Annotated in this window: 12 protein-coding genes and 1 tRNA gene; 6 read left to right on the top strand and 7 right to left on the bottom strand. The window is 51.7% G+C overall.

The window, feature by feature from the left end; translation table 11 throughout:
• Positions 1-134 precede the first annotated feature (134 nt).
• From H6585_03255 to H6585_03265, 3 genes are all read left to right on the top strand, one after another.
• Complete coding sequence (locus tag H6585_03255) at positions 135-1,364, top strand: HAMP domain-containing histidine kinase (protein ID MCB9447346.1); 1,230 nt, start codon at positions 135-137, stop codon at positions 1,362-1,364.
• Positions 1,357-2,046, top strand: coding sequence for a response regulator transcription factor (locus tag H6585_03260; protein MCB9447347.1), 690 nt, complete (start codon positions 1,357-1,359; stop codon positions 2,044-2,046). The genes H6585_03255 and H6585_03260 overlap by 8 nt, the downstream gene beginning before the upstream one ends.
• 221 nt (positions 2,047-2,267) lie before the next feature.
• The gene (locus H6585_03265; GenBank protein ID MCB9447348.1) at positions 2,268-2,474 is read left to right on the top strand and encodes a hypothetical protein; all 207 of its coding nucleotides are present in this window, start codon (positions 2,268-2,270) and stop codon (positions 2,472-2,474) included.
• A gap of 80 nt (positions 2,475-2,554) precedes the next feature.
• On the opposite strand, the gene H6585_03270 is transcribed toward H6585_03265, so the two are convergent.
• The 4 genes from H6585_03270 to H6585_03285 all read right to left on the bottom strand — a co-directional run bounded on the left by H6585_03270 (position 2,555) and on the right by H6585_03285 (position 6,960).
• Positions 2,555-3,757, bottom strand: coding sequence for an AraC family transcriptional regulator (locus tag H6585_03270; protein MCB9447349.1), 1,203 nt, complete (start codon positions 3,755-3,757; stop codon positions 2,555-2,557).
• Positions 3,758-4,123: 366 nt separating this feature from the next.
• Positions 4,124-5,497, bottom strand: coding sequence for a DUF3472 domain-containing protein (locus H6585_03275; protein MCB9447350.1), 1,374 nt, complete (start codon positions 5,495-5,497; stop codon positions 4,124-4,126).
• Positions 5,498-5,887: 390 nt separating this feature from the next.
• A complete protein-coding gene (locus H6585_03280) occupies positions 5,888-6,199 on the bottom strand; it encodes a hypothetical protein (GenBank protein ID MCB9447351.1) in 312 nt (103 codons plus the stop codon).
• A gap of 689 nt (positions 6,200-6,888) precedes the next feature.
• Positions 6,889-6,960: transfer RNA gene (locus tag H6585_03285), tRNA-Glu, on the bottom strand.
• Positions 6,961-7,256: 296 nt separating this feature from the next.
• Between H6585_03285 and H6585_03290 the strand changes: the two genes are divergently transcribed.
• A complete protein-coding gene (locus tag H6585_03290) occupies positions 7,257-12,818 on the top strand; it encodes a gliding motility-associated C-terminal domain-containing protein (GenBank protein MCB9447352.1) in 5,562 nt (1,853 codons plus the stop codon).
• A gap of 48 nt (positions 12,819-12,866) precedes the next feature.
• Here H6585_03290 and yidD read toward each other — a convergent pair whose 3' ends face one another.
• Positions 12,867-13,133, bottom strand: coding sequence for a membrane protein insertion efficiency factor YidD (gene yidD, locus H6585_03295; protein MCB9447353.1), 267 nt, complete (start codon positions 13,131-13,133; stop codon positions 12,867-12,869).
• Positions 13,130-14,146: an endonuclease gene (locus H6585_03300; protein ID MCB9447354.1), complete on the bottom strand. Its 1,017-nt coding sequence runs from the start codon at positions 14,144-14,146 to the stop codon at positions 13,130-13,132. The genes yidD and H6585_03300 overlap by 4 nt, the downstream gene beginning before the upstream one ends.
• Before the next feature lie 174 nt (positions 14,147-14,320).
• On the opposite strand from H6585_03300, the gene H6585_03305 reads away from it, so the two are divergent.
• Both H6585_03305 and H6585_03310 read left to right on the top strand, forming a co-directional pair.
• Entirely contained in the window at positions 14,321-15,127 is an 807-nt protein-coding gene (locus tag H6585_03305) for a universal stress protein (GenBank protein ID MCB9447355.1), read from the top strand.
• Between the two features lie 10 nt (positions 15,128-15,137).
• Positions 15,138-15,896, top strand: coding sequence for a hypothetical protein (locus tag H6585_03310; protein MCB9447356.1), 759 nt, complete (start codon positions 15,138-15,140; stop codon positions 15,894-15,896).
• Positions 15,897-16,145: 249 nt separating this feature from the next.
• On the opposite strand, the gene H6585_03315 is transcribed toward H6585_03310, so the two are convergent.
• Positions 16,146-16,973 (bottom strand): universal stress protein, encoded by an 828-nt coding sequence (locus H6585_03315; protein MCB9447357.1) that lies wholly within the window; start codon positions 16,971-16,973, stop codon positions 16,146-16,148.
• Between the last annotated feature and the right edge of the window lie 86 nt (positions 16,974-17,059).

Below are 17,059 nucleotides of genomic sequence, written 5' to 3' on the forward strand. Positions count from 1 at the left end.
TGGTGATGCAACAAAGGTACATGCCCTGCGTACCGGAGGTTGTTAGTGAGTGGTTATTGGCCTGTTAATGACTTGTTAATGCTGGTTTTTCAGGTGTTTTGCCCTGGAAAAAGAGATACATTTGATATGCCCGAATGAAAAGACACCGGCCCTTTCTGTATATCACCCTTTCATCGCTTGCCCTGGTCATCGTGCTCATTATCCAGATCAACTGGATCCTTGGGACGGCCGCGATCAAGGAAGAGATATTCAACGACAAGGCCAACATGGTACTTTCCAGAACCGCGGAAGCGCTCAGCTCCGATCAGAAGGTTACCGAAAACCTCCAGATCTCCGTAGGTCAGGATGAAGCGCAGAAGATCGATTCGCTGCTCAATCACTACATGGAGGAATACAACATCCACATCGATTATCATTTTGAAATTCAACCCGGCCCCATGCCAATGGGCACCGGCTGGAGTCTGGACAACGGCGCCGCTGGGTCCGGACAGTTCCAGGCCTGCATAGGTGGCCCCGCCGGGAATGGTGGTATGTTGCTGAAGCTGGTGTTTCCCGACAGGGAGCAGTTCATCCTGGCGGAAATGGGGGTGCCATTCATCAGTTCGGTGGCACTGATCCTGGTGGTGATGCTGATGTCATGGCGAACCATCTTGTCGCTCCTCAGGGAAAAACAGCTGTCGGAGCAAACCACCGACTTCCTGAACAACATGACGCATGAGTTCAAAACCCCGCTGACCAACATCGCCTTGGCAGGAAAGATGCTCACACGGGAAGGAGGGCCGGACCAGGAAGAAAAGCGAAGGCACTATACCGATATCATCCTGGAAGAAAATGAAAAACTGACACTTCAGGTGGAGCAGGTGTTGGGTATGACGGCCCTTGAAAGAGGGGAAATCCCCTTGCGGAAAACCCGGTGTGATCTGCACCAACTCATCCGCGAGGCATGCCAACGGATGCGACTACAGATCGAAAACAAAGAAGGAGAGGTGACACTTGACCTCGGGGCGGAACATAGCATCGTCATGGGTGACGAGATGCACCTCGTTCATGCAATTGGCAACCTGATCGACAATGCCATCAAGTACGCAAACGAGAAGCCCGAAGTACGCATCCGTACGTGGAACAGCAATTTGTCGGTCATCCTGTCGGTGGCGGATAAGGGTGTGGGAATCGAGCGTGTTCACCAGAAGAAAGTGTTCGGGAAGTTTTTCCGGGTGCCCACGGGAGATGTGCACAACGTGAAAGGTTTTGGTATAGGTTTGTCTTATGTGAAGAAGATCATTGATTTGCATCACGGAACGATTCACCTGGAAAGCAAGAAGGGAGCCGGCACCACATTCACCATCACGCTGCCTTATGTCTAAAGAGAAATTGAAAATATTGCTTGCGGAAGACGACCCCAACCTGGGCATGTTGCTGGTTGATTACCTGCAGCAGGAAGGTTGCGAGGTGACCCTTTGTGCCGATGGTGAGCTGGCATTGAACGCATTCCACACGTATCCGTATGACGTGTGTTTGCTGGATGTGATGATGCCGAAGGTGGATGGGTTCACCGTGGCGGGTGAAATCCGTCGGAAGGATGAACGGGTGCCCATTCTCTTCATCACCGCCCGGTCTTTGAAGGAAGACAAACTGAAAGGGTATGGCCTCGGGGCGGATGATTACATCACGAAGCCTTTTGATGAAGAAGTGTTGCTCATGAAGATCAGGGCCGTGGTGCGTCGGATGCCGGAGGGTGAATCCAAAGCTGAAATCATTTCATTGGGACGGTACGTGTTTGATCCCGCCAACCTGCTGCTGACCATCAACGGCAAATCAAAACGCATGACCGAAAAGGAATGCAAGATCCTCAAATACCTTTCGGACCACCGCAACCGGGTGGTGAAGCGGGAACACATGCTGAAAGAGGTTTGGGGAGAAAACGATTACTTCCTGGGCCGGAGCCTTGATGTGTTCATTACCAAAATCCGAAAGTACCTGAAGGATGATCCGGACATCGCCATTGAAAATGTGTTCGGGGTGGGGTTTGTGTTGGGGGTGAAATGAGGATACAGCATACAGCATACAGCATACAGCATACGGCATACAGCATACGGCATACAGCAACAGCATACAGCAAGAGCAACAGTAGTTTTGTCGTGCCTTGATCACTTGTCATTTGACGGAGCCGTGAAATGCCTTTAAGTTTCAGACGGGAGGGAGTATCCATGCTCTTGCACTTGCCCTTGCTCCACCGTATATTACCTCGTAAACAAACCGACCTCGTCATGACCCCATTCAAAGTATTCGCATTCGCATTCATCACATTTTCCGCTTGTCTCACTGCCTGTGGCAAGTGCGTGCATTGTACGGATTGCCAGGGGAACAACAACCAGCAGGACGAGGAAGTTTGTCAAAAGAATTTTGACGACAAGGATACCTACAACGCCTATGTGAAGAATCTTGAAACAGTTGGCGGATGTAATTGTAAGTGACAGGATGTGAGTAAGAGCAACAGCATACAGGTGTTCCGTCGTCCCGGATCAATCGTCATTGTTGGATCCGTGAAATGCCTTTATGTTTCGGTTGAAGCACTGTATGCTGTATGCTGTATGCCCTTGTTGTTTTTACATCTATCCTGGTATTGCTTCGGCGTCAGCCCCGTTTGCTGCTTGAATACCTGGTAAAATGTAGATTCTGCATTGAACCCGCTGTCAACGGCAATGGAATAAATGGTAAGGGAATCGTCTTTCATGAGCAGGTCCTTTGCATTCGTGACGCGGTAACCGTTGATGTATTCTTTGTAGTTTTTGTTGAAGGCTGAATTGATATATTGTGAGAGCTGGCGCGAAGGAATGTTTGAAAGATTGGAGAGTTTGTTCAGCGACAGGTCATGATCGAGGTACACCTTGTTTTCATTCATCAGCTTGCTGAGTATTTCCGAATACTGTTCGAGCTGTGTGTCCGTCAATTCTGATTTCTCGTGCAGGCGTTTCTCTTCCTTCGGTAAGACAGCCTCCACCATTTTTTGTTCAAAATGAAAATGAACCGAACCTGCGCTGAACACGGTGGGGTTTCGCAAAGCGAGATAACCGAACACAAGCATAAAAAAAGCTGTGCAGATCCGGTTGATCAGGTTGTAGTAGTCCGTCGAATACGTCAAGGCAGGTACATCTGCCTGAAACACCCTGCCGTTCATAAGCGTGAATGCTATATAGAGCAGCAACAGGGATGACAACGCCAGTTGAAAGTAAACGAAGTATTTTCCCCAGTAGAGTTTGAGTCGCTGAACATGTTGTTTGGAGGCATCGGTTGCATGGATCTCTTGTTGGAAGATGCGTATTTGCCATGCCATCAAACCCACAAAAAATATCTTCACATACATAGGGAAGCTCAGGTACCAGTTGTTGTAAAATCCGGCAAAGTAAAGCCCGGGATCATGCCTCCTGGTCAGGTAGTCGAAGGTGACGTGTATGAAAGGAAGGATCCACAAGGCGTAAAGCGACCGGGGCATGGGTTTGTTCAGAAGTGAATACAGGAAATGCGTGACGATGGCCGTGTTGCAAAGCGCAATGAATTCATAACCGGTGCGGACCCATTGGTTGCATTGAAGGCTGGGGAAAAGGTCGCGGGAACAGAATGTAAAAAGGGTGTGGAACAAAAAGAGATAGAAAAAATAGAAAGCCAGGGGGCGGTTCTCTTTCTTGTGGCTGGCGATCAATGCCACGGAGAAGAGCAAACTCTGTAAGATGATGTATATGATCAGAACCTGATGCATGCGCCTGCAATGAAACATGATGACCGCAGGGGGCATTCCTTTTCAGATCGTATGCACACCCACAGGCATCCACGAAGGATGTTATTCCCTGGGTTTGCTAATACATTTGGTTGTCGGATGAGATGAGATGCCACCGATCCTTCAAACACACACGAAAATTTGAAAGCACCACTACTGTCGTACCCCCAATATAGTGAATTTTGTTCAGATGGTTGTTGCGGCCGAAAGGGGCAACCGATAAACGGGCGGGTATTGAGATCCGGTTCACCCAAAATGAAAAGGAGCGAAACCGCATGCCCTGGGGTTCACACGGTTCGCTCCGTATTGGATCCGACTCTACCGGCTCCTTAAATCACGACTGGCCTTCTAAAGACCGGCCTTTATAAGTTTGAGCTGCTGACGTGCATGTCCGTTCATATCGGTTAACTGCACGATGTAAACCCCATCGGGAAGTGCGGAAACATCAAGGGAGCTTGTGTTGCCGGATACAGGCATAGCCTCCATAATTACCCGACCGGCGAGGTCGTGAACAGACAGGTGGCCTTCCCGGACCACATCCGCATTCCATACAATGTTTGCCGACTTGTTGCAGGGGTTGGGAAATAGTGAGAAAGCCTTTGTCTGTTCCAATCCGTGATCCGAAATTCCGGTGGTAGTGCCGATGGTAATGGTTTTTGTCATTTCATTCGATTGTTGGTCAAAAATGTCCGTCATATATACATGCACGGTATAATCGCCGTCTGGCAGGTTTTTGATGCTGACGGAGCGTGATCTCAGGTGCGGCACCGTGTCCGTAATGGTTACCACCACAACGTTGGAGGAATTCACCACCTGGATGGTAAAGGAAAACTGTGGACTTTTTGTCTGATCCGTTACCCATGCCACATGTACGGAATCGGGGTCATCGGTTACCGTGATGGAAGTGAGCTGTCCGACGGTTAGCACGGGCAATGCAGGGAGGGTGATGTTAAACGACTGGCCTTCGGATATGCTCTTCACCGTACTGCCGCCGAACTCCATGAAGTAAGCGCCGTTCTCAACGCCGGCATTGGCTTTGTTGTCGGTGGATGAGGATCCGTTTCCCGAGTAGGAGGCGGTATTCCAGGGGATCCATGTTTTGGTGTCGTACGTTCGCTTGTAGCCGTTTTTGTAAAGTCCTTTCCGGTAGTTCTGGCTTGAGCTGCACCAGTCTTCCAGGAATGAATTGGTTCCGCCGCTGTTGAAGCGTACGTTTGCAACCGGGAAATCCATGGTCACGTGGTGCGTCCATTTGCCTGTTCCGTGGTCGTAGCTCCAGAAGCCGAAGAAGCTATGCCCTTTGTAATCCCAGCGTCTGCTGACGGTTCTCACCCACGTGTTCATTTTCCAACCGACTTGAAAATTGTCGTCGTAGTGCAGGCCGGTGCCTTCACCGCCGAATTTCGTCACAATGGAGTTGGGCAGTTTATAAGGTGCGGTGATGGGGGTGGAGGTTCCGATCGGATCCCAGATGGAAAAGATAAAGTTGGTTCCCTGGCTTTTCTGCTGGATGCCGCAATAGGCGCCACCCTGGCTGCCCACATTCCAACCCATGGTTTCCCAATAAGAGCAACCGGTGGTGTTGGTGACCATCACCTCGTTCATGATGATGTCGCCATTTTTCCTGTCGGGATACCAAAGATGCTGGGCGCTTGCGGTCGTAATTCCGGATAAAAATGATGCGCTGACAAGCAGCCATTTGAAAGATCCATTCTGCTTCATGTTCCTGGGGTTTTTGTTTGATGCAAGAAGTGAAATCAAGCCCCCAAAACACTTCGGGAACATGTTTTCAGATAAAAAAATGCAGGATTTGGGAGAACTTTTGGATGGGAGGGACCCTCTCGTTCTTGCCGTTGCTCATGCATTTTAGGGAGGAGCCGGCCTGCAGGGCAGGCCCCCGGAGGGCGAAACGAAAAAACGCCATCCCAGAGGGTGGTTTACCCTTAATGTCAGCATACAGTGTCAGCAACAGCATACAGGGCAAAAATAACAAGAGCATACGGTGAATCGGAGGTTCTGTATGCTCCACACTGTATGCTCTTGCTGTTTTTGTAGCCCGAAGGGGACGAAAATCGAACCCGGTGGAGGATTTGAAGGTGGTGGTGAGGGCAATCATTTCAATGTAAATGCTTGTCCCATGCTACAACTTAAAAAAACAATGTCCAATGCGGACCTACTTTGCCCATTATATTCATCTAATTCTTTTAGGGCAGCTTTCAATTCATCGGTACTTCCGTAGGTTAGGTTGTTTTGCAAAAAGATGATATCCGTATACATGCGATCATCCTCACTCAGAATCATAGGAAAACACTGAAAACCTTTCGTGTCAATATTCTGAACAAGATAACATTTGTAATTTGTGTCTTCTTGGGGAATAGAATCAACAATAAGATAAGTGGAGATATCAATGGCGGTATCATTCACGTTCTCGGTCGAATTGAATATCACTTTTACAAAATAGGAAGTGATTGTATCTGCCTCGAATACTATGGTGTTACCAAATGAAGGAGAGAAGGGTGCTGTCCATACCTTTGTTTGTGTCCATCCGGATGATGAAATGGTAAGTAGTATGAGAAGGGTATAAAGCTTCATCGTCACAAGGTAGGGAATTCAAAAATCTGAGTGTGAACCTTTGATTGGGGAGGGCTGGATTGTTGGGTTGACCACAAAAGGGAAGATCGGAAAGCTCCTGCCGCATATTCCACGAAAGGCTGGAAGAACTTTCGAAGATGCTTTACGCGATGATCAGGAGGTTGTCGGAATAGATATTCAGCAACTGCATACGGCATACAGGGCAAAAACAACAAGAGCATACGGTGAATCGGAGGTTCTGTATGCTCCACACTGTATGCTCTTGCTGTTTTTGTAGCCCCGCAGCAGAACTCGTTCCTCGTTCGCGCGCGGGACAACTCTGAAGTGAAAGGCCGCGCCCCTGGAATCAAAAAAGGCCGCTGATGACAATCAGCGGCCTTTCTACTTCAGAGTAGCCCGTAGGAGGGCCGACCGTTAAGAAATGCTCCAGTGGAGCATTTTAGGGAGGAGCCAGCCTGTAGGGCTAGCCCCCGGAGGGCGAAACGAAAAAACCCAATGGATTTCCATTGGGTTTTGCAGAGTAGCCCGTAGGGGAATCGAACCCCTGTTTCAAGGATGAAAACCTTGCGTCCTAACCCCTAGACGAACGGGCCATTATTATATGTCAATTTGCGAATGTGCAAATCTGAAAATGGACATGCTTATCAGAACGATCATTTTCAGATAATACACCCGAAAACGGCGGGCAAATATAACAACTTTTGGAATCCACACCAATTTTCTTGGAAAGGATTTTATCCTACCCTCACGCAAGCATACTTATGGAGTGGTTTAAACCGCAAGGACCTGTGACCATTGCCCTATCACCAGAAGACCGGATAATGCGTGCAAAATTGCAGGAAACCTTTGGGGGGACCCTGCGTAGAACCTTCCATTAATCCAGTAGAGTTTGAAGCGAATAAAGAAGGGAAGAGCCATGCGTTTTTATCCCAAATTGGCAGCGATAGGCTGCCTTTTACTTGCCGTTCTCCCGGCACAGGCGTCCCACATTGTAGGAGGTGAAATCAACTACCGCTGCCTCGGCGGTACGCAATATGAGATCACCTTGACTGTGTTCAGGGATTGCTATACCGGTATTCCTCCATTCGATAATCCCGCAGCTGTCGGGGTATTCAATGTGAACAACAACCTGGTACAAACCCTGTACCTCAACCATGGCGCCGTTACACAGGTGCCACCTACCATCAACCAAATCGATCAGTGCGTAAAGATCCCCACCGATATCTGCATCGAGGTGACCACCTATAAAGGAACCGTGAACCTCCCCAATATCACCGGTGGCTACCAACTCGTCTACCAGCGGTGCTGCCGCAACCCGACCATCGTTAACGTGAACAACCCCGGCAATGTGGGTGCTACCTATTACGCCACCATCCCGTCACGTACCGTGGTGACTTGTAACAGCAACCCAACCATCAACCAATGGCCGCCCGTGTTTGTATGCGCCGGCATGGAGCTGAGTTTTGATCACTCCGCCACCGATCCCGACGGCGACTCACTCGTATATTCTCTGTGTACCCCGCTGAATTCTCCAAGCGGAACACCCATGCCGCAGCCGCCTTTCACTCCGCCATACAGTCCGATCACGTTCAAACCGCCCTTCACCCAAAACAATCCCATGGGGGGCACGCTTACTATTGATGCCAATGGACTCTTGAAAGGAACCCCTACCAACGTAGGACAATATGTGGTGGGTGTTTGCGTCTCCGAATACCGCAACGGTGTGTTCCTGAGCACCACCCGCCGCGACTTCCAGTTCAATGTATTGAGCTGCCAGAAAGATGTGGTGACCGCCATCGGTAACTATAGCACCAATTGCCTCAACAGCTCGGCTACTTTTACCAACAGCAGCGTGGGTGCCATTTCCTACCTGTGGGATTTCGGTGACCTGGCCAACGACCCCAACGATACATCAACTGTCAGCAATCCAACCTACAGCTATCCGGGACCCGGTACCTACATGGTGAACCTCATTGGTTACTCAGGCACCAGCAACTTCTGTAACGATACCCTGAAAGATTTCCCCGTGGTGATCGACAGCTGCTATAAATGCGGCCTCAACCTCGCCAAAGCGGATGCCACCGTGTGTGATGAATATTGTGATACGGTGTTTACCAATTGCGGATCGGTACAGTTTGATAACAGCAGCCATGAAGCCGGCGCTTCCCCTGGTAGCGCATGGACGCTCTCCTGGGAACATACCGTAGGACCAGCTCCCAACCGATTGTTAATAGTTGGGATTACCTACAGCGGAAATACCGGCCCTTCGGCAGTAACATACGATGGGAATGCGCTCACACAGGCAAGCACCAGTTCGATTTCTCCAACCGCAGCAGTACAGTGGTGGTACTTGAAAAATCCTGCAACCGGAACTGCAGATATAGAAGTCAGCTGTGCCAACAAAACCACCAACGCTGCAGGAGGAGCAGTGTCGTATTCCTGTGTGAATCTTTCAGGAGGATCACCGTTTTTCAATACTGTAAGTTGGTATGGTACAGGTGGAAGTGCCAGTGTAACCGTTACCACCGTATCCAACAGGGATCTGGTAGTGGATCTGATGGCTACGAATGCCGGCACAGTGACCGGTCCCGGAGCTGGTCAAACCATGCGCTGGAACGACAATCAGGGATCGATCTGGGGATGGTTTTCGGATGAACCTGCAACCGGTGGTAATGTGACCATGGATTATACCGGAAACCTGGCAGGAGTGAATTGGATAAAGCTAAGTGCCTATATAAGGAATAGCAATACAGGTCTTGATACAGCCATTACTTGCACCGGCGGCGGTGCGGGTGATGGTACCGCAGACCTGACCGTAATCGGAGGCAGTGCGCCATATAACTACGCGTGGGACAATGGTGCCACCACGGAAGATATCACCGGCCTCATGCCGGGTGTGTACAAGGTGACCGTGGATGACGGCTCCACCTGCCAGGATACCTCATCCATCGTGATCGACGGAAATTCCGTTTTGAGCCTTTCTACCTCCATGACACCCGCCGCCTGCGGTAGTGCCAATGGAACAGCCACCGTAACGGTTACCGGGGGAACCGGGACCTATTTATGGAACAATGGACAAACCACACAAACCGCCACCGGCCTTGCACCAGGTACATATGTGGTACAGGTGATGGATACCGTTGCCTGTTTCCGATCCGATACCATTACCGTTACCGAAGGAACGGTGATTGCCCTGACACCATCCAGCACCAACCTTGCCTGTTATCGCGACAGCACGGGCATGGTCTCCGTTTCACCCAACAATGGTACCGGGCCCTTCACGTATTCCTGGTCGCCAGGTGGACATACATCCCAAACCGTGACCGGACTCCTTGCAGGTACCTACACCGTAACCGTAGACGACAACAGCATGTGTTCGGGAACGCGCACCATCACCATTACACAACCGAATGACCTGGCCGTGGCAGATACACCCACCACCGTGCTCTGCTATGCCGACCGCGGAGATATTGCACTTACCGTAACAGGGGGTACACCCGGCTATACGTATGTATGGGATGATTCCACCGCCCAGACCACTGCCTCCGCCACCGGCCTGTTCCAGGGTAATTACAATGTGACCGTCACCGACCTGAACGGATGTACCTTTGAACTGGCCACAGCCCTGCCGGGGCCATTCCCACTCGTGCCCGAAATCCTCGATTCCAGCACCATCGATTGTATCGGTAACTTCAATGGCATCGCCAATTCATACGCTTCCGGTGGCACAAGTCCTTTCACCTACCTGTGGACCGACGGACAAACCACTGCAACGGCAACCGGACTTACACCCGGCGTACACCACGTGACCATTACCGATGCCAATGCCTGCGTGGCGGAAGATTCCATCACCATTACAGACCCGGGTGTGCTGACGCTGACCGTGGATGCATCGGCGCTGGTTTGCAATGGCGATAGTGATGCCTATGCAACCGTCGTCCCTTCCGGTGGCATCCCGCCTTATACCTATCTGTGGTGCAATGGAGAAACGACGCAGAACATCAGCGACCTCAAGGCCCAAAGCTGTAATGTGACCGTTACCGACGACAATGGTTGCAGCCAGGTGATCCCTGCCAATATCATTGAGCCCGGACCGCTTGCAGGAAATCCCTCCGTATCCAATGTGTCGTGTAACGGCGGCAACGATGGAACCATCACCCTCAGCACCAGCGGCGGAACATCTCCCTTCTTCTATCAATGGGATGACCCTTCTTCGCAAACAAGTGCAAGCATCACCGGCCTGATCCTGGGAACATATCACGTGACCATCACCGATACCAACGGATGTGTTGGCTTTGACACTGCCAGCATCACCCAGCCGACGGTGTTGTCCATATCCACCGGGAAAAACAACAGTTCATGTGGCCAGCCGGATGGAGACGCCACAGTAACCGCTTCCGGCGGTACACCAGGCTATGTGTATGTGTGGGATGATGACTCCACACAAACCACCGCCACCGCAACCGGCCTGAGGGCGGGTACCTACAACGTGACGGTAACAGACAGCCTCGGATGTACACAAACCTCCTCGGTGAACATCAGCGACCAACTGGCGCCATCTACCACCATGTCCGGCGTGGACCTGCTCTGTTTCGCCGATTCGAACGGAACGGCCACCGTGACACCAAGCGGCGGGCAAACGCCTTATTCGTATGTATGGGGTGATGGCCAGACCACCGCCACCGCAACCGGACTCTCAGGAGGTAACCACCTCGTGACGGTCACCGATGGCAACGGATGTATCTCCACCAACAACCAGGTGCTGACTGAACCGACCATTCTGACACATACTACCTCCGGCAACGACGAAACCTGTACCAGCGCAAACGGAAACATCAGTATCACCGCCGGTGGTGGCACACCCGGCTATACCTATGTGTGGGATGATGCCAACAGCTCCGGTACCGCATCGGTGACCGGACTCCCTGCCGGAACCTATCACGTGACCATGACGGATCTCAACGGTTGTCAGGTGCTGGATTCGGTGACCATTGCCGATCAACCTTCCCCCGTGCTTAGCGTGACGGGAACCGATGCCGCATGCAACGGTGACTCCAGCGGATGGGCCTCTGTAACCGTTGTCGGTGGAACAGCACCCTTCACCTACCTGTGGGATGATGTCACTGCCCAAACCACCGACACAGCCGTGGGGTTGAATGCCGGAACCTATGTTATTATCATGACGGATGTAAACGGATGTGCAGATACCGATTCCGTTGCCATCAATCAACCCACTCTTATTACCGCTACAGCGGATAGCACGGAAGCCCTTTGCGGTACGTCAACCGGTACGGCTACCGTGAATGTGGCAGGTGGCACGCCGGGTTATACCTATGTCTGGAGCGATGCCGGTTCGCAGGATTCGGTAACGGCCACCGGTCTGTCATCCGGCTTGTATACAGTTACTGTCACAGACGCCAACGGATGTGTGCTGATCCGCACCGTGAACGTACCATCGGCCCCATCCACAACGGCCACGGCCACCGGCACCGATCTTTCTTGTTTTGAAAGCGACGACGGCGAAGCGATCTGTATCCCGGCCGGCGGTACACCACCTTTTACTTATATATGGAGTGACGGACAAACCACCAACCCGGCAACCGGACTGGCAGCAGGTGTGTATACAGTGACCGTCAGTGATCAGTACGGCTGTGACACCACGGCCATTGTAGCCCTGACACAACCCACGGTGCTCGACATCCAATTGGGGTCCGATACGGGTGGTTGCGACAACCTCACGTTCACCATCGGTGGTTTGGCGACGGGCGGTACACCTGGGTATTCCTACCTGTGGAATGACAACGCCGGAAGCACCACCTCTTCGATTACCGTGCTTAACACCAGTACCATGACCTATGTAATCACCGTGACGGATACCAACGGTTGTGAAGCAACAGATGATGTGATGTTGTCAAGCAGTCCGCTGCCGATGCCCAACTTCAGCATGACGCAGGAGCCTACATGTGACGGACTGAAAATCAAGTTCAACAACCTGACGGCAAACGGCAGCAATTACTATTGGGACTTCGGTGACGGTACCACCAGCAGCAACCCTTCGCCGACGCACCTGTTCGACTACAATACCCTACCCAACATCAAACTGGTGGTGGTGAACGGCGACTGCCGCGACTCCATCATGGTGACGGACACGATCGGGGAATGGCATACCTATCAGAACTTCACCATCCCGTCTGTGTTCACACCCAATGGCGACGGCATCAACGATTACTTTGAAATTCAAACCGATGGTGACCTGACCCGTTGCACCTTCATGAAAATGATCATGAACAGATGGGGGGTAGTCATCTATCAACCTGACTACGGTCGGTTGTCGTGGGACGGTACCACCGTTGCAGGTGTGCCGGTTCCGTCGGGTACCTACTTCTACCTGGTGCAGATCAAAGACAAGGAATACTCGGGTTATGTACAACTCATCCGAGACGAAAAGTAAAGCTTAGCGTGTTTTAGTGGTTGCAAGATGACCCCGGCAGATCCGGGGTCATTTTTTTTGTTCGCTGCCGGATGCGGCATTTCTTTTCGGCACAGGATCATAGCCGTGGGTTCCCCAGGGATGGCATTTAGACAAGCGTTTGGCGCCGAGCCAGAGTCCTTTCAAAACACCCCATTCCTTGATGGCTTCAATGGTATAGGTGGAGCAAGTGGGCGTATGCCTGCATGTTTGTGGCAACAGGGGAGAGATGGACAACTGGTAAAACCGGATAGGGGCGATGGCCAGCCAGCGGAGGATTTGGCGGATCACTTTCATGGCTGTGGGATTTTTGAAAGTTCGATCCAAACGGGCAGGTGGTCGCTGAAGCCACCGATGTAGTTGGGACCAGCGTACGTGCGGAGGGGTTTAACGCCGCCGCTCCCTTTGTCATCTTCCATCAGGAAGTCGGCAGTGAACACCTGACCACGGCAAGCCTGCCAATCGTTGACGCCATCCAGCAAATTCGGACTCACAAGGATCTGGTCCAGCAGCTCCCAGTCGCCCGCGAACTTATGGCTTCCGCTGAAAGGGTCCTGCGGTAACATCGTATGCCGGAAGGTGACTCCGGTATCAATCAGCTGCCGGATGCTGGCGTTGCCCGGGCCGTCGTTGAAATCGCCCATGACCAGGATCATGGCCGAAGGTTGTCTTTGCAGGATGCTGTCGGCAATGGCTTTCAACACCCGACCGGCATATATTCGTTTCGGTTCCGATTCTTCGGCGCCACCCCGCCGGCTGGGCCAATGGTTCACCATGATGTGCAGCGTATCCCTACCGTTAATCACACCTTTCACATACAGGATGTCTCGCGTACGAAGCTGGCTTCCCGGCGGGCACACGCGGTATGCGCTGTCGCAAATCACTGTAAAGAACCGCCTGTTGTAGATCAACCCGACGTCAATTCCTCGGCGGTCGGGTGAGTCGTGATGCACGATGCCCCAGTTGCCGTTTGAAAGCGGCGTATCCTTCAACAGGTCTTCAAGCACCTGCCGGTTTTCCAGTTCGCACATGCCGGCAATGGCAAGCCCGTCCCAGCCGCCAATACCCATCAGTACCTTGCTGATGTGCTGAAGCTTGGTGCGGTAGCGGTTGTACGTCCAGTGAAGTTTTCCGTCAGGTGTGAATTCATCGTCAAGGGTCAGGCTGTCATTCTCGGGGTGAAACAGGTTCTCCACATTGTAGAAAGCAATGCGCATCACCGGAATGCCGGGGTCAGTCGACTGTGCTCTCGCAATCGAAACGAAGTGGCAGGTAAGCAAAACAAACAGGTAGCACCGGAGCATCTTCAAAAATACGAAAAGGCTTTTTCACCGCGGCCGGTGATGTAAGTCATGGTAAAAGATATTTGTAATCCATAACTTAGCCTATCCATCATACAGAACAGGTTGAAGGGCATGGAAAGCAGGGCGTGATGACAATGTTTCAACGCCTTTTTTGTTGCCCGGACCTCAGCAAAACGAACCATGAAAACCATCATCTTACCTACTGATTTCAGTGCATGTTCCGACCAGGCAGTTGAGTATGCCATCGGGCTTTTTGGAAAAACGGCCACACGCTTTCTACTGATACATGTGTACCAGATTCCATTGACGTATCCTTCTGCGGTGATTCCCGGATTGGAAATACTGAAGGAAAAGGCCGAGCAGGACTTGCAGAAAAAAGCCGAAGAACTGAAGGGGCGTATTGGCGCCGAGTTGGTTTGCCAGGCGTATGAAGGCGATGTGGTGGATGCCATTGCCAGGTTGGCCAAAAAGGAGGAAGGTGCAATGGTGGTTATGGGTTCGCATGGCATGAGCCCGATGCGGGAGTTACTGGTGGGAAGTCATGCCGTGGAATGCATCCGTCATCTCCCATGTCCGGTGATCATTGTGCCCGAAAAGGCGGAGATCCATTCCCCGGAAAAGATCCTGTTTGCATCTGATGCGGAAACCGAAGGTGGAGTGGATGCGCCCGATGCCTTGGCCGCATTCGCACGACATTTCGATGCACGCCTGACGGTGGTGCACGTGAACGAGAAAAGCATGGCCAGTGTGCAGAGCGCCACCCATGCTACATTGGGCAAGGTGTACGAGGGGTTGAAAGTAGAATTCCGTGAAGCGGCTGGTGACGATGTAAGTGAGGTCATCGAACGCGTGGCCGACGAAACCGGTGCCCACCTGATTGCCATGGTGGCGCATCACCGCAAACTGATGGAACGCATCTTCCACAAAAGTGTAACACGCAAGGTGGCCATCAGTACACACATTCCATTGATCTCATTCCCATCCTGATTGTACGGTTATGAGTGCGTTGAAGAAGAAGCTGAATTCGGCCGGTACCGGCGATGGGCCGTGCATCACCATGGTGATCCCCACCAAACCCGCATACCCGGACGCGCGGCAGAATCACATCATCCTGAAGAATGCATTGAAGGAAGTTCGCCAACATCTTACCGAACAATTTGATGCGATCCGTGCCGAGGAGATCTACAAAAAACTGGAACACAAAACGGAAACCATCGACCTGCAGCATGTAAAGGAAGGTTTGGGGATCTATTTTTCCGAAGGTGTTTTCGAAACGATGGTGTTTCCGTATCCGGTGCAGGCGAAGACGGTGATCGGTGAGTCCTTTGATACCTCGGAGGTAGAAGCGCAACAACAGAAACACAAAGCCATTTACGTGCTGGCATTGTCAAAAGGTGCCACGCGTTTGTTCAAAGGAGAGGATGGTATGCTGGAAGAAATCATCAATGAAGATTTCCCGAAAAAATTTGAACAACAGTATCAGACCAGCCAATCTTCCCTGGGGGCGTTTACCAACTATGAAGAAAGCCAGGTGAATCATGAACGGGAAGAAGCCTTCATGCGGGAAGTGGATGTCTTGCTTGGAAAATATATGAAGGAGGAGGACCTGCCGGTGGTACTGATGGGTGTGGAGCGTTCACTTTCGGAATTCATGCACGTGTCAAGGCACGCCAAGGACGTGATCCGTCGTGTGGAAGGCAACTATGATTACCATGCAGTTTCGGAAGTGGGGGAGAAGGTGTGGGGGGAGTTGTGAGTTTCAAGTTGCGAGTGGCGAGTCTCAAGTTGGCTCCCAAGATAAACGATGATCTACCCCATAGGAAGACATTGGTAGTGTTCGGCTGAGCGGGGTTTCAGCGTGCAACCGATAAGCCACACGAAGTCACGACATACCCTGATCCCGAATTCGTCTTTTGATCCAAAGAATGTACGATTGTTCGTACGTCGCCAACTTGAAACTAGCGACTTGAGACTCGCCACTTGAGACTCGCCACTTAACCAATCTCTACCTCAACTCTTTCAGTGCCAGCAGCGGAATTGACGTGTGTCTGGCCCAGAGTTTCGTCTGGCTTTTGCGCACCAGCCGGTCAAGGGAACTGCGGCGATGGGGGATCATCACCAGCCACCGGGTCGGGCCTTTGGTTTGGAGGTATTCTTCCAGTCCGGAAATGAAGTTCGGGTTGCGGATTGTTTCCGCGGATACCTGGATGGGAGGTGAGAAAATGGAATTCCCTGCTTTCAGCCTCAATTCATTGTCATCATCTTCTTCTTCGGTGGCCACATGCATCAGGGTGATGTGTGACTGGTACGTAGCGCCGATGTGTTTGAGCATCCCCAGGTTACTGGTTCTCAGGGACGCGATGCGGTCTACGGCTACAACAATCTCTGTGGGCTTGGTAAAGGAGACATTTCCGGGGATGGCCAATACGGAGCAGGGGGCGCGTTCAATCACGGCTACGGTGTTGCTACCCATCAACCATCCCCGAATGCCTCCTGCCCCCCTCGTACCCATCACAATCAGGTCAAAGGAATCTTTGGTTGCATCCCGTACAATGGCATCTGACGGTTCACCGGGTACGGCCTTGGAAGAAAACATGGCCCTGGGATTGCGGTTGATCTTTGTCAGTCGGCTGATTTCTGTCGCCAATGCATCCTCTGCGTTTTGCTTGAGGATGTCGTCGATTGAGATCAGCGTATCGGAAATGCCGTGGGGAAGGTTATAGGCATGGAACAGCATGATGTGCACGGCTTCGTATTGAAACAAGGCCAGGGCATACTGTGCTGCGTGCGCAGCGTTCTCCGAAAAATCGGTCGGTACGAGGATCTTCTTCATCTGGCTTACGGACCATGGTCCTGCATGTACAGGACGCCTCCGAAGCACAAATGTGCGTCATTCGTGCCCTGTGGGGAATGAAGTAC

The sequence above is a fragment of the Flavobacteriales bacterium genome (assembly GCA_020635855.1).
Classification (GTDB): Bacteria; Bacteroidota; Bacteroidia; order JACJYZ01; family JACJYZ01; genus JACJYZ01.

What these genes read in the sequence shown, in the direction of transcription:
- H6585_03255 (MCB9447346.1), top strand. Translation starts at nt 135, where the DNA reads ATGAAAAGACACCGGCCCTTTCTGTATATCACCCTTTCATCGCTTGCC.
- H6585_03260 (MCB9447347.1), top strand. Translation starts at nt 1,357, where the DNA reads ATGTCTAAAGAGAAATTGAAAATATTGCTTGCGGAAGACGACCCCAAC.
- H6585_03265 (MCB9447348.1), top strand. Translation starts at nt 2,268, where the DNA reads ATGACCCCATTCAAAGTATTCGCATTCGCATTCATCACATTTTCCGCT.
- H6585_03270 (MCB9447349.1), bottom strand. Translation starts at nt 3,757, where the DNA reads ATGCATCAGGTTCTGATCATATACATCATCTTACAGAGTTTGCTCTTC.
- H6585_03275 (MCB9447350.1), bottom strand. Translation starts at nt 5,497, where the DNA reads ATGAAGCAGAATGGATCTTTCAAATGGCTGCTTGTCAGCGCATCATTT.
- yidD (MCB9447353.1), bottom strand. Translation starts at nt 13,133, where the DNA reads ATGAAAGTGATCCGCCAAATCCTCCGCTGGCTGGCCATCGCCCCTATC.
- H6585_03305 (MCB9447355.1), top strand. Translation starts at nt 14,321, where the DNA reads ATGAAAACCATCATCTTACCTACTGATTTCAGTGCATGTTCCGACCAG.
- H6585_03310 (MCB9447356.1), top strand. Translation starts at nt 15,138, where the DNA reads ATGAGTGCGTTGAAGAAGAAGCTGAATTCGGCCGGTACCGGCGATGGG.
- H6585_03315 (MCB9447357.1), bottom strand. Translation starts at nt 16,973, where the DNA reads ATGAAGAAGATCCTCGTACCGACCGATTTTTCGGAGAACGCTGCGCAC.